This window comes from Dyella sp. LX-66 (assembly GCF_018599165.1).
GTDB classification, from domain to species: Bacteria; Pseudomonadota; Gammaproteobacteria; order Xanthomonadales; family Rhodanobacteraceae; genus Dyella_D; species Dyella_D marensis.
In genome coordinates this window covers 310549-325409 of the sequence record NZ_JAHFVJ010000002.1, presented here as the reverse complement: position 1 = coordinate 325409, position 14861 = coordinate 310549, and the positions used below count along the sequence as shown (strand labels likewise).

Sequence of the window (14861 nt, the reverse complement as noted above, 5' to 3'; positions counted from 1 at the left end):
TCGGTCGAGTGCGTCCGACGCGGCTATTGCGCCGCGCCGGTGCAACGAATGGCAAGCCTTGGCGGATGACATAGACCGATCGTTCGGGGGCGCGCTGCTCACTGCCGTCCGCGCGAAACGCGCAGGCGGTACCGGCATGTCACAAACGAAATTCCGCGCGACGCGATGGCGGCAATGCCATCGGCGTTCCCCAACGACCGTTCCCAGTGATCCCCGTGGATTCGACGTTGCGCCGCATCTTCCGCCGGGTGGAAGACCGACACCCCCTTGTCGAGCCATGCTCCTGGCCGCTTCTATCCCTGGCAGCCCGGCGCCGGTTCGCGTCACGTATGGTGCCCGCGCGCAGGCGGTGCGGCAATGTAACTTCCGACCGGGATGCGCCAGGCGCCCCCTGCCCGCCTACACATCGCCACGCCGCTGTAACCTGCCCCACCCACCCTGCCGGCACTCCCCGGCAGGACGTTCCGCGTGCGCTCTCCCTCCCCGTCGACCGCTTTTTCCTTGCCTCCGATGGCGGTCAACCTGCTGGCCGGCGCGGCCGCCTTTCTCGCCTATGCGTCGATGTATGCGTTCCGCAAGCCGTTCACCGCGGCCGGGTTCGAAGGCCTGCACTTCGCCAGCGTGGATTACAAAGTGTGGCTGGTGATCGCCCAGGTGTTCGGCTACATGCTGAGCAAGGTGCGCGGCATCACCTGGATCGCGCAAATGCAGCGGCACAGCCGCGCCCGCGCACTGGCGGGACTGATCGGCTTCGCCTGGCTGGCCCTGCTCGGCTTCGCCCTGCTGCCGGCGCCGTGGAATATCGCCTGCCTGTTTCTCAACGGCCTGCCGCTGGGCATGGTGTGGGGCGTGATCTTCGGTTATCTCGAAGGCCGCCGCGGCACCGAGCTGATGGCTGCCTGCATGTGCGCCAGCTTTATCGTCGGCTCCGGCGTGGTGAAGTCGGTGGGCACCTGGCTGATGGTGCGCCATGGCGTGAGTGAATTCTGGATGCCGTTCGCCACCGGCCTCATGTTCGTGCCGCCGCTGTGCCTGTCGGTGTGGATGCTGGAGCGCCTGCCCGCGCCGGATGCCGGCGACGTGGCCGAACGCCATGCGCGCGTGCCGATGGATGCGGCCACGCGCCGCGCGTTTCTGGCGCGCTTCCTGCCGGGCGTGGCGATGATCGTGGCGGCGTATGTCGCGCTGACCGTGGCGCGCGATTTCCGCGACAACTTCGCCGCCGAGATCTGGGCGGACCTGGGCCGCGGCGGCGATGCCTCGGTGTTCACCGCCACCGAGCTGCCGATCGCGGTGGCTGTGCTGCTGATCACTGCCGCCACCATGAGCGTACGCGATAACTTCCGCGCGCTGATGCTCAACCATGCGCTGATCTTCACCGGCTTCGCCACCGCCGTGCTGGCCACCTGGCTGCATGGGCGCGGCCTGATCAGTCCGCTGGGCTGGATCGGCGGCAGCGGCTTCGGCCTGTACCTGGCCTATGTGCCGTACAACAGCACCTTCTTCGAACGCATGCTGGCGGCGTTCCGCGTCACCGGCAACGTGGGCTTCGTGATGTATATCGCCGACGCCAGCGGCTATATGGGCAGCGTGGCGGTGATCCTGGCCAAGGAATTCGGCGGCATGCACCTGTCCTGGGCCACGTTCTACGCGCAGACGGTGGTGCTGCTGTCCACCTTCGGCATGCTGGTGACCCTGGTCTCGGCGGCGTATTTCCGCAGCAAGGCGCGGCGGCGCGTGGCGGTGGGCGTCCCCACGGCGGCGTGAGCGGCAGCTATGATCCGGCGTCCCCCCACGCCAGGAGTGTGCCGTGTTCCTACGTCCTGCCTGTTGTCTTGCTCTTGTGTTGTCAGCCGGCCTTGCCCATGCCGCCGATGCCCCGGCCGGCGTGCGCTTTCTGGATCCCGCCGGATTGTCCAAGCCCACCGGCTATACGCACGTGGTGGCCGTGCCGGCCGGCGCGCGCACGCTGTATCTGTCCGGCCAGATCGCGCTGGATGCGAAAGGCAACCTGGTCGGCGCCGGCGATTTCGCGGCGCAGGCGGAACAGGTGTTCGCCAATATCGATACGGCGCTGAAGGCGTCGGGGGCGAGTTTCCGCAACGTGGTGAAGCTCAACATGTACGTCACCGACATGACCCAGCTGAAGGCGCTGCGCGCAGCGCGCGACAAGTACATCGATGCGCAGCATCCGCCGGCGAGCACCTTGGTGGAGGTGAGCAAGCTGGCGCGGGAAGGCTTGTTGCTGGAGGTTGAGGCGACGGCTGTGGTGCCGTAACGCCATCCCCCTCTCCCCTCCGGGGAGAGGGTTGGGGTGAGGGGCCGGGCGGAGCGTAGAAGCAGGAGCAGAAGGCATGCCTCGCGCTGTCGATCTTCCGTCGCGAGCACCCGCCCCTCATCCGGCTGCCGCCACCTTCCTCGCTCCTCAAAGCCGGGCACATCCATGTGCCCTCCCCGCGTACTCCCCGGAGGGGCGAAGGGTTCACTAGTTACGCAGTCGCTTTTTCCTTGATCGCATCCAGCAGCAAGGCACCCGCATCCGCGAGATTGCCGTCGTTGCGTATCACCATCGTTTCCGGCGGCGCACGCCAGGCCTCGGCACGATCGAGCCTGGCCACGATCTCCTCCATGCTCTCCCTCCCGCGCGCCATCAACCGCGCCGCCATCACCTCGCGGCTGGCCGTGATCACCACCGGCCGCAAGCTGGGAAAGCGCTCGCGCGCCTGCCCATAAGCGGCACGCGAGCCATTCACCAGCACGTCGGCATCGCGCGCCAGCCACTGCTCGATCTCGCGCCCCACGCCATAGCGCAGGCCATGCGCCTGCCAGGTGAGCACGAACAGGCCGCGCCGCTCGCGCGAATCGAACTCCTCCACGCTCAGCGCCACATGGTTCTCGCCGCCCGCATGCGCCGGACGGGTGATGTAGCGATGCGCGCACACCATGCCGTACGAGATGCCGTGCTCGCGCACCCAGCCCAGCACGCTGTCCTTGCCGGCGCCCGAAGGCCCCATCACGTAGAACAGGCGGCCGCTCATGCGCGCGGCTCCAATGCGATGCGCTCGATCGTCTCGAACGCGGAGCCCGGCGCCGGCTCGCGGCAGATCGCCAAGGCGTCGATCGGGGCCGGCAGCAGCGCGGAAACGCGCGGTGCCAGCCACGCCTGCATGGCCTGTTCCTCGGCCGCCGCCGCAGGTGCGGCCAAGGTCATATGAAAACGGTAGCGATCCAGCACGTAGGGGTATCCGTATTTCTGCAGATAAGCGAGCTCCGCCGCATCCAGGCCGGCGGCGCGCTTGCGCAGCGCCTCGGCCGCAAGCGGCGCGCGGAGGGTGTCGGTGGCGTGCAGGCAGGCGGCGGCCAGCGCGTCGATGGCGGCGCTGCCGCCCGCGGGGCGCAGCGCGAGGAAGCCAGCGAGGCGGTCCAGCCGCAGCGGCAACACGAAGGAACCATGCTCGCGCGCCACTTTGACAATGGCGCGACAAAGATCGCCATGGTCACGGCCCTGGGCCAGGGCGAACGGCGCCCGCAAGGTGGCATGCCAACCATAGCGGCGTGCATCGGCAAGCAATACATCGCGCCGTGCCGGCACCAGTCCCATGACATCCGCACCGGCCAGCCACTCCTCGCCGAAACGCCCCAATGCGCTGTCCCGCGCCGGGCAGTAGTAGATCGCGTAGCGCATCAGTCGTCCGCCATCAGCACCAGCTGCACCCAGTCGCCGGAGAAGCGCGTGATGCCGTACTGCACCGGCACGCCGCGGGTGTCGGCATTGATCGACTGCACGTGCAGCACCGGCCGGTTGGCGGGCGCTTTCATCAGGCGTGCGGTTTCCGCTTCCGGCAGGCGCGCCGACACGCGGGTGTGCTTGCGCACATAGTCGCTGACGCCGAACTCCGCCAGCGTGCGCGTCACCGACTGCAGGCGCCGGTACACCGCGGGCAGGCTGGCGAAGCGCGCTGCGGGGAAGTACGCGGTCGAGTGGTCGACCACGTGGCCGTCGGCATGGCTGAGCGTATCGATGCGGTAGACGTATTCGTTGCGCGCCAGCCCCAGCGCCTCGGCCACCGCGGCGGGTGGATGCTCACGGATGTCGGACAGGAACTCGATGTCGGTGTCCACGTTGAGGTTGCGCATGTTCTGGGTAAAGCGCGTGCGCCGGCTGATCGCGTAATCCAGCGTGTGCTCGCGCACGAAGGTGCCGCGGCCCTGCTCGGTGCGCACCAGGTTGCGCTGCTCCAGCGCGGCGATGGCGCGGCGCACGGTGTGCCGGTTCACGCCGAAGCGCTCGGCCAGTTCGTGCGCCGAGGGCAGCTGCTCGCCCTGGCGCACGCGTCCCTTGAGGATGTCGTCGGCGAGGATGTCGCCGATCTGGCTCCACAGCGCCACACCCCGCCCGCGTTCGATCCCGCTCATACCACTGCCCTCACCTGTCTATTGCCCGTCACGGAGGCGGCACGCGGCGCTGCTGCAATGTCGTCTCGACGGAACGGGGCACCGCGCCCCTGCCTGTCTAGATAACTAGACCTTTGTGACAAACCCGGGAATGGACATGGACACCCCCAGCCACCTGGCGCGCGCGCAGTGGATGTCGCTGCTGGCGCAAGCCGAACCGGCCGAACTGGCCCAGGCCATGGCGGCGCACGCGCCGCCGGCCGATGCGATCTGGCTGCGCCCCGCGCAGACCGGCCTGTATATGCTGCGCGGCCGCATCGGCGGCACCGGCGCGCGCTTCAACCTGGGCGAGGCCAGCGTCACCCGCTGCAGCGTGCAGATCGGCGCGCACGTCGGCCACGCCTGGGTGCGCGGCAGCGATGCGCGCCACGCGGAACTGGCCGCCTGCGCCGACGCCTGGCTGCAGGACGAGGCGCGGCAGCCGCAACTCGAAGCGCAACTGCTGGCTCCGCTGCGCGCGGCGCGACAGGCGCGGCGCGAAGCGGCCAGCCGCAAGGCGGCCGCCAGCAAGGTGGAGTTCTTCACCGTGGTGCGGGGGGAATGATGCTCGCCGCCTTTGCCGATCCCGTCTTCGACAGCCAGCGCAACTTCCGCGAACTGCTGCAGGCGATGGCGCGCCCGGGCACGCCCCGCGCGCTGCCCTCGCTGCCGCCGGCGCCCGCGCCGGCCACGCCGGAAGCCATGGCCGTGCTGCTCACGCTGTGCGACCAGGCCACACCTGTGTGGCTGCAGGCCAACGATCCCGAATTGGCGCAGCACCTGCGCTTCCATGCCGGCACGCCGCTGGTGGACGCGCCGCACGCCGCCGATTTCGCGTTGATCGCCGATGCGCAGGCGATGCCTTCGCTGGACACGTTCGCGTTGGGCGATCCGCGCTATCCGGACCGCTCCACCACGCTGATCGTGCAGGTCGACGGCCTGCGTGCCGGCACCGGCGCGCGCTTCGCCGGCCCCGGCATCCGCGACAGCGCGCGCTGCGCCATCGACGGCCTGCCCGAGCGTTTCTGGCGCGAGCGCGCCGCGCTGGCCGCGCGGCTGCCGCTGGGCGTGGATTGTTTCTTCGTCGCCGCGCGGCAGGTGCTCGCGCTGCCGCGCACGACCCGCCTGCTGGAGGACTGAATGTACGTAGCCGTGAAAGGCGGCGAACGGGCCATCGCCCGCTCGCTGGAACTGCTGGCCGAGGCGCGCCGCGGCGACCCCGCCGTGCCGGCGCTGGAACTGGCGCAGATCCGCCAGCAATTGCGCCTGGCCGTGGCGCGGGTGATGCAGGAAGGCTCGCTCTACGACGAAGAGCTGGCCGCGCTGGCGATCCGCCAGGCCGCGGGCGACCTGCAGGAAGCGATCTTCCTGCTGCGCGCCTACCGCACCACCTTGCCGCGCTTCGGCTACACCGAGCCGCTGGATACCGCCGCGATGCGCGTGCGCCGCCGCGTCTCCGGCACCTTCAAGGACATCCCGGGCGGCCAGGTGCTGGGGCCGACCTACGACTACACGCAGCGCCTGCTCGAATTCGGCGACGCGCCCGCGGCCGCCTGCCCACCGGCCGAGCAGCCCTTGCCCGAAGGCATGCCGCGCGTGCTCGACCTGCTCGATGCCGAAGCGCTGATCGAACGCGCCGAACCGGACGGCGACGCGGAACCGGCCGACCTCACCCGCGACCCGCTGCTGTTCCCCGCCGACCGCGCCGCGCGCCTGCAGAACCTGGCCCGCGGCGACGAGGGTTTTCTGCTGGGCCTGGCCTATTCCACCCAGCGCGGCTATGCGGAAAGCCATCCCTTCGCCGGCGAGATCCGCATGGGCGAAGTGGACGTGCTGATCTGCCCGGAAGAACTCGGCATCGCCATCGCCATCGGCGAGATCACCCTTACCGAGTGCCAGATGATCAACCAGTTCCACGGCGGCCACGGCACGCCGCCGCAGTTCACCCGCGGCTACGGGCTGGCCATGGGCGAAGGCGAGCGCAAGGCGATGGCGATGGCCCTGGTCGACCGCTCGCTGCGCTGCGCCGAGCTCGGCGAAGCGGCGCAGGCGCCGGCGCAGGACCAGGAATTCGTGCTGTCGCATACCGACAACGTGGAAGCCTCCGGCTTCGTGCAGCACCTGAAGCTGCCGCACTACGTGGACTTCCAGGCCGAGCTGTCGCTGCTGCGCACGCTGGCCGCGCAGGCGCGCGACGCCACGGAGCAAACCGCATGAGCTACAACTTCGCCTTCCTCGACGAGAACACCAAGCGCATGCTGCGCCGCGGCCTGCTCAAGGCGGTGGCGATTCCCGGCTGCCAGGTGCCGTTCGGCAGCCGCGAAATGCCTTTGCCGTATGGCTGGGGCACCGGCGGCATCCAGCTCACCGCCGCCCTGCTGGGGCCGGACGACGTGCTCAAGGTGATCGACCAGGGCGCGGACGACACCACCAATGCGGTGAACATCCGCCGCTTCTTCGCCCGCGTGGCCGGCGTGGCCACCACCGAGCGCACCAGCGAGGCCACCCTGATCCAGACCCGCCACCGCATTCCTGAAACGCCGCTGCGCGAAGATCAGTTGCTGGTTTTCCAGGTGCCGGAGCCCGAACCGCTGCGCACCCTGGAGCCGCGCGAGGCCGAGACGCGCACCCTGCATGCGCTGGCCGACTACGGATTGATGCACGTGAAGCTGTACGAAGACATCGCCCGCTACGGGCATATCGCCACCAGCTACGACTACCCGGTGCTGGTCGACGGCCGCTACCTGGCCTCGCCCTCGCCGATCCCGAAGTTCGACAATCCCAAGCTGGACGGCTCGCCCGCGCTGATGCTGTTCGGCGCCGGGCGCGAGAAGCGGCTGTACGCGATCCCGCCGTATACCCGCGTAGAAAGCCTGGCCTTCGACGACCATCCGTTCGAGATCCAGCGCTGGGAACACGTGTGCGCGCTGTGCGGTTCGGGCGAGAGCTATCTGGACGAAGTGGTGGTGGACGATCGCGGCACGCGCCTGTTCGTGTGCTCCGACACCGACTACTGCACACAGCGCCGCGAAGCCGCGGCTACCGCCGACGACACCGCGGAGGCCGCCGCATGAGCGCCCTGCTGCAAGTACGCGGACTGAGCCGCCACTACGGCGCGCGTATCGGCTGCGCCGAGGTGAGCTTCGACCTGCATCCGGGCGAGCTGCTGTGCATCGTCGGCGAATCGGGCTCCGGCAAGTCGACCCTGCTCAACACGCTGGCCGGACGGCTGGCGCCGGATGCGGGCACCCTGCGCTATCGCCAGCGCGACGGCGGCTGGCTGGAGCTGGGCGAACTGGACGAAGCCAATCGCCGCCGGCTGGCATGCGAGGAATGGGGCTTCGTCACGCAGAATCCGCGCGACGGCCTGCGCCTGGACGTGAGCGCGGGCGCCAATGTGGCCGAGCGGCTGATGGCGCTGGGCGAACGCCACTACGGCGAGCTGCGCGCCACCGCGCGTGGCTGGCTGGAGCGGGTGGAGATCGATCCGGCGCGCATCGACGATGCGCCGGGCGCGTTCTCCGGCGGCATGCAGCAGCGTCTGCAGATCGCGCGCACCCTGGTGACGCGGCCGCGGCTGGTGTTCATGGACGAGCCCACGGCGGGCCTGGACGTGTCGGTGCAGGCGCGCATCCTGGACCTGCTGCGCCGGCTGGTCACCGAGCTGGATCTGGCCGCGGTGATGGTGACCCACGACCTGGCGGTGGCGCGCCTGCTCGCCGCGAGAACGCTGGTGATGCAGCGCGGCCGCGTGGTGGAGAGCGGACTCACCGATCAGATCCTGGACGACCCGCAGCATCCCTATACGCAACTTCTCGTTTCCTCGGTGCTGACCACATGAGCGCAACCGCCCTGCCCGCGCTCGAACTGCGCGGCCTGACCAAGTCCTTCGAACTGCACCAGCAGCACGGCACGCGCCTGGACGTGCTGGACGCGGTGGACCTCACCCTGCACGCGGGCGAATGCGTGGCCCTGGCCGGGCCTTCCGGCGCGGGCAAGAGCACCCTGCTGCGGGTGATCTACGCCAACTACCGACCCAGCCAGGGCGCCGTGCGCGTGCGCCACGACGGCGCCTGGCTGGACCTGGCCGGCGCCACGCCGCACGAAGTGCTGGCCGTGCGCCGGCGCACGCTGGGCTATGTCAGCCAGTTCCTGCGGGTGATCCCGCGCGTGCCGGCGCTGGACATCGTGGCCGAGCCGCTGCTCGCCGCGGGCGCGGCGATGGACGAGGCGCGCGAGCGCGCCGGTGCGCTGCTGCAGCGGCTGAACGTGCCGGCGCGGCTGTGGTCGCTGCCGCCGGGCACGTTCTCCGGCGGCGAACAGCAGCGCGTCAACATCGCGCGCGGGCTGATCGTGCCGCGCCCCGTGCTGTTGCTGGACGAGCCCACCGCCTCGCTGGATGCCGCCAACCGCGAGGCGGTGGCCGGACTGCTGGAGGAAGCGCGCCGCGCCGGCGCGGCCATCCTCGGCATCTTCCACGACGAAGACATGCGCGACCGCGTCGCCACCCGCCTTTTCCCCATGCGCCCGCTGGCGCCGACCTGAGCTGCAGCCATCCCATGACCGACCTGGTACTCACCAACGCCAACCTCGTGCTCGACGACCGCGTGCTGCACGGCACGCTGATCGCCCGCAACGGCTTTATCCGCCTGATCGATGAAGGCCCGACGCAGGCGCCCGGCGCGATCGACTGCGCAGGCGACTACGTCATCCCCGGCCTGATCGAGCTGCATACCGACAATCTCGAAAAGCACCTGATGCCGCGCGCCGGCGTGCTGTGGCCGGCGCTGCCGGCGGTGCTCACGCACGACGCGCAGGTGATCGCCGCCGGCATCACCACCGTGTTCGACGCGCTGTCGGTGGGCGACCTGGAAGAAGAAAGCGTGCGCATCGAAACGCTGCGCGGCACCTACGACGCCATCCTCGCCGGCCAGGCCAGCGGCGCGCTGCGCGCCGACCATTGGATCCACCTGCGCTGCGAGCTGGCCTATCCGCGCCTGATGGAAGCGCTGGAACCCTTGATGAGCCATCGCAGCGTGCGGCTGGTCTCGCTGATGGACCACACGCCCGGCCAGCGCCAATACCGCGACATCGCGCAATACCGCAAGTACTACAGCAAGAACCGCATGACCTGGACCGAAGACGAATTCGCCGAGGTGGTGCGCAAGCGCACCGAACAGCAGGCGGTGTACAGCCCGCGGCACGAGCAGGCGGTGCTGGATCTGGCCCGCGCGCACGGGGCGATCCTGGCCAGCCACGACGACACCGACACGGCCCAGGTCGAACATGCGCACCGCATCGGCGTGCGCATCAGCGAATTTCCCACCACCCGCGAGGCCGCCGATGCCGCGCGCCGGCTGGGCCTGGCCACGGTGATGGGCGCACCCAACGTGGTACGCGGCGGTTCGCACTCCGGCAATGTCGCGGCGCTGGCGCTGGCGGCAAGCGACCGGCTGGACATGCTGTCTTCCGACTACGTGCCGGCCAGCCTGCTGCACGGCGCCTTCCTGCTGCATACGCAGGCGGGCTGGTCGATGCCGCGGGCGATGGCGACGGTGTCGTCCAATCCCGCGCTGGCGCTGGGCTTCGGCGACCGCGGGTCGCTGCGTGCGGGCATGCGCGCGGACCTGGTGCGGATGCGGGCGATGGATGGCTTGCCGATCGTGCGCAATGTGTGGGTGAGCGGCGCGGCGGCGTTCTGACAACCTTCTACCCAACGACAACCTGGCCCCCTCTCCCCTCCGGGGAGAGGGTTGGGGTGAGGGGAACCTACGGAGCGGTGATGCGGGTGCGCTGAATCATGCTTCGCCCCGTCGATGCGTTACCGCGAGCCCCGGCCCCTCATCCGGCTGCCGCCACCTTCTCCCCAACGGGGAGAAGGATCTCTTCGTTTAGCCGCCCAAATACTTGCCCTCTCCATATAAGAATCATTATCATTTGGGACTGACAACCCCGCAGCAAGCCACGTCGCTCCGCCGACCCAGCCGCTCCTTCTTCATCAACGGTGCCTCCCGCATGGAAGCACCGTGCTCAAGGACGCACCCGTGGCCGGCCACTCCCCCGCTTCTCCCTCGTTCCGCCGCAGCGCTCTCACCCTGGCCTGCCTGCTCGCCTTCGCCGCACCGGCGCTCGCCACCGAGCCGCCCGCCACCGACAGCGACAACAAGGACCAGCGCCGCGTCACCACGCTCGAAGGCGTGAGCGCCACCGCCAACGTCGACGACCACGGCTATACCGTGCCCGCCGCCAGCGGTGCAACGCGCCTGCCGCTGTCGCTGCGCGAGACGCCGCAGTCGGTGAGCGTGGTCACGCGTGCGCAGATGGACGACTTCGGCCTGAACAACGTCAACGACGTGCTCGGCCGCACCACCGGCATCAATGTCGAGAAGATCGAAACCGACCGCACCTACTACACCGCGCGCGGCTTCGACATCACCAACTTCCTGACCGACGGGCTGGGCATGCCGTTCGCCAACGGCGGGCAGGAAGGCGATATCGACACCGCCATCTACGACCATATCGAAGTGCTGCGCGGCGCCAACGGCCTGCTGTCGTTCACCGGCAATCCCTCGGCCACCATCAATTTCGCGCGCAAGCGCCCCACCGCCGACCTGCAGGGCAGCGTGGGCGCCACCGTGGGCAGCTGGAACAACCGGCGGCTGGACGGCGACCTGTCCGGCGCGCTCAATGCGTCGAAGAGCGTGCGCGGCCGCGTGGTGCTGGCCGACCAGCAAAGCGACAGCTATCTCGATCGCTATTCGGTGCGCAAGAAAGTGGCCGCCGGCATGCTGGAAGCGGACCTGACGCCGAACACCCTGCTCTCGGCCGGCATCACCTGGCAGAAGAATTCGCCCAAGAGCCCGATGTGGGGCGCGCTGCCGCTGTACAACACCGACGGCACACCCACCGACTACCGCCGCTCCACCAGCACGGCCGCCGACTGGTCGCGCTGGGATATGAGCAACACGCAGTCGTACCTGTCGCTGTCGCACGACTTCGCCAACGGCTGGAGTGTGAAAGCCGCGCTCAACTACCGCCGCCTGGTCGGCGCCAGCGAGCTGTTCTACATCTACGGCACGCCGGACGCGGCCACCGGCCTGGGGCTTTTCAGCTACCCCTCGCAGTACAACAGCACCGAGAAGCAGTACTACGCCGACGTCTACGCCAGCGGCCCGTTCTCGCTGGGCGGCCGCGAACACGAGCTGGTGCTGGGCGTGAACGCGGGCAAGAGCGACGTGGACCAGCTCTCCGGCTACTCCGCCGACATCGGCACCGCGCTGCCGCCGCTGTGGGACTGGAACGGCCGCTACGCCAAGCCCGCCTTCAACGCCTACTACAACAGCGCGCAGTTCCACATCCGCCGCCGCAGCGCGTATGCCACCGCGCGCTGGAACCTCGCCGACTCGCTGAAGCTGATCACCGGCGCCACCCTTACCCATATCGAGAGCACCGGCCAGAACTACGGCGTACCGCATGCGTACGAGAAGACCAAGGCCACGCCCTTCGTCGGCGCGGTCTACGACCTCAACGCCCACTACTCGCTGTATGCCAGCTACGCCAAGCTGTTCAATCCGCAGACCGAAATGGACATCAACAACCGCGTACTCGCTCCGGTCACCGGCGACAACCTCGAAGCCGGCATCAAGGGCGCCTGGATGGACGACCGCCTCAATGCCTCGTTCGCCGTGTTCCGCTCGCGCCAGAACAACTACGCCGAGTCGGTAGGCATCAACCCGGCCACCGCGCAGAACTACTACCGCGGCATCAACGCCACCTCCACCGGCTACGAATTCGATCTCGCCGGCCAGATCACCCCGGACTGGGAAGCCAGCGCCGGCATCACCCAGCTCGGCATCGAGGACGACCGGGACCGCAACGTGCGCACCTACGTGCCGCGCCGCACGCTGCGCATCAACACCACGTATCGCCTGCCGTGGATCCCCGGCCTGAAGATCGGCGGCTCGCTGCGCTGGCAGGACCGCATCGTGCGCGACCAGCTGGCGCTGGATACGCAGGGCCGCGAGATCTACACCACCCAGGGCAGCTACGCGCTGCTGGGCCTGATGGCGCGCTACGACTTCGACCCGTCGTGGAGCGCCACGCTCAACCTGGACAACCTGACCAACCGCAAATACATCACCAGCCTGTACTGGGCGCAGGGCTACTACGGCGCGCCGACCGCGTGGCAGTTGAACCTGACGTACCGGTTCTGAGCCATGGTGCCCGCCGCCCTCCTGCTGTGTTTCGCCAGCGCGCTGCTGTTCTACCTGGCCAGCCCGCAGCAGCGCCTGCGCGCCCGGCCGCTGCCGTCGTGGATACGGCTGGTGGCATTGGCGTTCGCGGCCAGCGGCGCCGGGGCGTGGATCGACGTGCTGGGCCTGGGCGCGGGGCTGTTCACCGCGCTTACCGCACTGATGCTCGGCTGGGTCGGCCTGCCCTACGCGGCGTGGTATGCGGGACGCGGGGAACGGCGATGATCGCGCGCTGCCTGGCCGGCACCGTGCTCGGCTTTCCGCTGTCGGGGATGCTGCTGGCACTGTGCCTGTTCTGGCTGCCCCGGCATGGGCAGGACTGGCTGATCCCCGTGCTGTTGCTGTTCTTCCCGCTGTGGGTGGGCGTGATGGCGGGCAGCTATATGTTCCGCAGCGGCGCGCGTGCGTGGCTGATGCTGGCTGCCGCCAACGGCGCGGTGTTCGTTCTGCTGTGGCTGTCGCGCCACCTCGCCGGCGCATGAGGCCCGCATGAAATCCTCCACCATCCGCACCTTCCAGACCGTCCACACCTGGACCGGCCTGCTCGCCGGCTTCGCGCTGTTCGTGGCGTTCTATGCCGGCGCGCTCACCGTGTTCCATCACGACATCGCGCTGTGGCAAAGCCCGCCGTGGCGCAGCGAGCCGGCGCGCGACGTCTCCGTGCAGACCATGATCGACCGCCTGCTCGCCGCGCACCCGAAAGCCGCCAAGGATTTCGGCATCGTGCTGGCGCCGCCGGGCACCGCGCAGGGTCCGTATGCGTACTGGAACGACGGCGAGGAACATTTCGCCACCGCCGACAAGCTGGATCGCCCCACCGACGACGAAGGCGCCACCCGCGGCCAGCTCGCCGACTTCGTCTACGCGCTGCACGATTCGCTGGGTATTCCGGTGGTGGGCCTGTACCTGATGGGCATCGTCAGCGTGATCTACGGCCTGGCGCTGATTTCCGGCCTGCTGATCCATCTGCCGCAGCTGCTGGGCGACCTGTTCGCGCTGCGCCCCGGCCGCAACCTCAAGCGGCTATGGCAGGACGCGCACAACGCCATCGGCGTGCTGAGCCTGCCCTTCCATATCATTTTCGCGGTGACCGGCGCGCTGATGTGCCTGTTCGTGCCGCTGTTCGCCGCGCTCAACCTGGTCGCCTTCGACGGCAAGCTGGGCGATGCCTTCGCCAAGGCGATCAGCACCGCACCCACGGTGCAGGCCAGCGGACAAGCAGCGCCGATGCTTTCGGCCGAAGCGCTGATCGAACGCGCGCGTGCCTCGGCGCTGTCGCTTGGCGTCACCCGCTTCGAACCGGACTACGTGCACTACGACCACTACGGCGACGCCAACGCCCTGGTGCAGGTGCGCGGCGTGTCGGAGCGCACGCTGGGCACTTACGGCACTATCGCGCTCAACGGCTCCACCGGCGCGGTGCTGGAGCAGCACGTGGGCGATGCGCACAGCGTCAACGGGCTGGTCAATTCGTCGATCTATGCGCTGCACTTCGGCAACTTCGGCGGGCGCGCGGTGCAGTGGCTGTATTTCCTGCTCGGGCTGGCGGGCGCGTTCCTGTTCTATTCCGGCAACTTGTTGTGGATCGAATCGCGCCGCAAGCGCCGCCACGCCGAACAGCCGCGCAAGACGCTGGTAATGGCGCGGGCCAGCCTGGGCGTGTGCCTGGGCACCTGCGCGGGGATTGCGGCAGCCTTCGCGGCGACGATGCTTGCGCAGGCGCTGGGCATCGATCCGGCCGTGCCGCAGCAGGCCGCCTGCTATGGCGTGGCGGCGCTGGCGGTGGCGTATGCCTGTGTGCGGCCGGTGGCGCGCGCGGCGGTGGAACTGCTGCTGCTCGCCGCGGTGGCCTACGTGGCGGTGGCGATCGCCGACCTGCTGCGCAATGCCCCGGCGTGGAGCCAGCCGTGGACGCCGCAGTCGCTGGCGGTGCTGGGGGTGGATCTGACCGGCATCGCACTGGGCATCGGTTTCGCGTGGCTGGCGCGGGCGAGCTGGCAGCGTGCGGTGAAGGGGGATGCCAACAGCGTGTGGGCTTACGAAGCCTAACTAATCAAACCCTTCTCCCCGGAGGGGAGAAGGTGGCGGCAGCCGGATGAGGGGCCGGGGCTCGCGGTAACGCATCGACAAGGCGAAGCACGATCCGGCGTTCTCGCTTCACCGCTCCGTAGGTCC

Annotated in this window: 16 protein-coding genes; 13 read left to right on the top strand and 3 right to left on the bottom strand. The window is 69.2% G+C overall.

Annotated features, from left to right (window positions below; all coding sequences use genetic code 11):
* The first annotated feature begins 468 nt into the window (after positions 1–468).
* Complete coding sequence (locus KK141_RS05050; protein ID WP_214570385.1) at positions 469–1767, top strand: DUF5690 family protein; 1299 nt, start codon at positions 469–471, stop codon at positions 1765–1767.
* 145 nt (positions 1768–1912) lie between these two features.
* The gene (locus KK141_RS05045; RefSeq protein ID WP_214570386.1) at positions 1913–2278 is read left to right on the top strand and encodes a RidA family protein; all 366 of its coding nucleotides are present in this window, start codon (positions 1913–1915) and stop codon (positions 2276–2278) included.
* A gap of 211 nt (positions 2279–2489) precedes the next feature.
* On the opposite strand, the gene phnN is transcribed toward KK141_RS05045, so the two are convergent.
* Genes phnN through phnF form a run of 3 tightly spaced genes read right to left on the bottom strand, consistent with a single transcriptional unit; the run spans position 2490 to position 4416 of the window.
* Entirely contained in the window at positions 2490–3038 is a 549-nt protein-coding gene (phnN, locus tag KK141_RS05040; protein ID WP_214570387.1) for a phosphonate metabolism protein/1,5-bisphosphokinase (PRPP-forming) PhnN, read from the bottom strand.
* Positions 3035–3685: a DUF1045 domain-containing protein gene (locus KK141_RS05035; RefSeq protein WP_214570388.1), complete on the bottom strand. Its 651-nt coding sequence runs from the start codon at positions 3683–3685 to the stop codon at positions 3035–3037. Before KK141_RS05035 ends, phnN begins: the two co-directional genes overlap by 4 nt.
* Positions 3685–4416, bottom strand: coding sequence for a phosphonate metabolism transcriptional regulator PhnF (gene phnF, locus KK141_RS05030; RefSeq protein WP_214570389.1), 732 nt, complete (start codon positions 4414–4416; stop codon positions 3685–3687). Before phnF ends, KK141_RS05035 begins: the two co-directional genes overlap by 1 nt.
* Positions 4417–4552: 136 nt before the next feature.
* On the opposite strand from phnF, the gene phnG reads away from it, so the two are divergent.
* The 11 genes from phnG to KK141_RS04975 all read left to right on the top strand — a co-directional run bounded on the left by phnG (position 4553) and on the right by KK141_RS04975 (position 14735).
* Positions 4553–4999: a phosphonate C-P lyase system protein PhnG gene (gene phnG / locus KK141_RS05025; protein ID WP_214570390.1), complete on the top strand. Its 447-nt coding sequence runs from the start codon at positions 4553–4555 to the stop codon at positions 4997–4999.
* Entirely contained in the window at positions 4996–5574 is a 579-nt protein-coding gene (phnH, locus tag KK141_RS05020) for a phosphonate C-P lyase system protein PhnH (RefSeq protein ID WP_214570391.1), read from the top strand. The genes phnG and phnH overlap by 4 nt, the downstream gene beginning before the upstream one ends.
* Positions 5575–6651: a carbon-phosphorus lyase complex subunit PhnI gene (locus KK141_RS05015; RefSeq protein WP_214570392.1), complete on the top strand. Its 1077-nt coding sequence runs from the start codon at positions 5575–5577 to the stop codon at positions 6649–6651. It begins immediately after the preceding gene.
* Complete coding sequence (locus KK141_RS05010) at positions 6648–7508, top strand: alpha-D-ribose 1-methylphosphonate 5-phosphate C-P-lyase PhnJ (RefSeq protein WP_214570393.1); 861 nt, start codon at positions 6648–6650, stop codon at positions 7506–7508. The genes KK141_RS05015 and KK141_RS05010 overlap by 4 nt, the downstream gene beginning before the upstream one ends.
* Entirely contained in the window at positions 7505–8275 is a 771-nt protein-coding gene (gene phnK, locus KK141_RS05005) for a phosphonate C-P lyase system protein PhnK (protein ID WP_214570394.1), read from the top strand. Before KK141_RS05010 ends, phnK begins: the two co-directional genes overlap by 4 nt.
* Positions 8272–8979 carry a phosphonate C-P lyase system protein PhnL gene (gene phnL, locus KK141_RS05000; protein WP_214570395.1) on the top strand — a complete coding sequence of 236 codons (708 nt, stop codon included), beginning with the start codon at positions 8272–8274 and terminating at the stop codon, positions 8977–8979. The genes phnK and phnL overlap by 4 nt, the downstream gene beginning before the upstream one ends.
* A 14-nt stretch (positions 8980–8993) precedes the next feature.
* Positions 8994–10136: an alpha-D-ribose 1-methylphosphonate 5-triphosphate diphosphatase gene (locus KK141_RS04995; RefSeq protein ID WP_214570396.1), complete on the top strand. Its 1143-nt coding sequence runs from the start codon at positions 8994–8996 to the stop codon at positions 10134–10136.
* A 324-nt stretch (positions 10137–10460) separates the two neighbouring features.
* Positions 10461–12647: a TonB-dependent siderophore receptor gene (locus KK141_RS04990; RefSeq protein WP_345777564.1), complete on the top strand. Its 2187-nt coding sequence runs from the start codon at positions 10461–10463 to the stop codon at positions 12645–12647.
* A gap of 3 nt (positions 12648–12650) precedes the next feature.
* Entirely contained in the window at positions 12651–12911 is a 261-nt protein-coding gene (locus KK141_RS04985) for a hypothetical protein (RefSeq protein WP_214570397.1), read from the top strand.
* On the top strand, positions 12908–13168 hold the full coding sequence (locus KK141_RS04980) for a hypothetical protein (protein WP_214570398.1): 261 nt from the start codon (positions 12908–12910) through the stop codon (positions 13166–13168). Before KK141_RS04985 ends, KK141_RS04980 begins: the two co-directional genes overlap by 4 nt.
* A 7-nt stretch (positions 13169–13175) precedes the next feature.
* The gene (locus KK141_RS04975) at positions 13176–14735 is read left to right on the top strand and encodes a PepSY-associated TM helix domain-containing protein (RefSeq protein ID WP_214570399.1); all 1560 of its coding nucleotides are present in this window, start codon (positions 13176–13178) and stop codon (positions 14733–14735) included.
* Positions 14736–14861 lie beyond the last annotated feature (126 nt).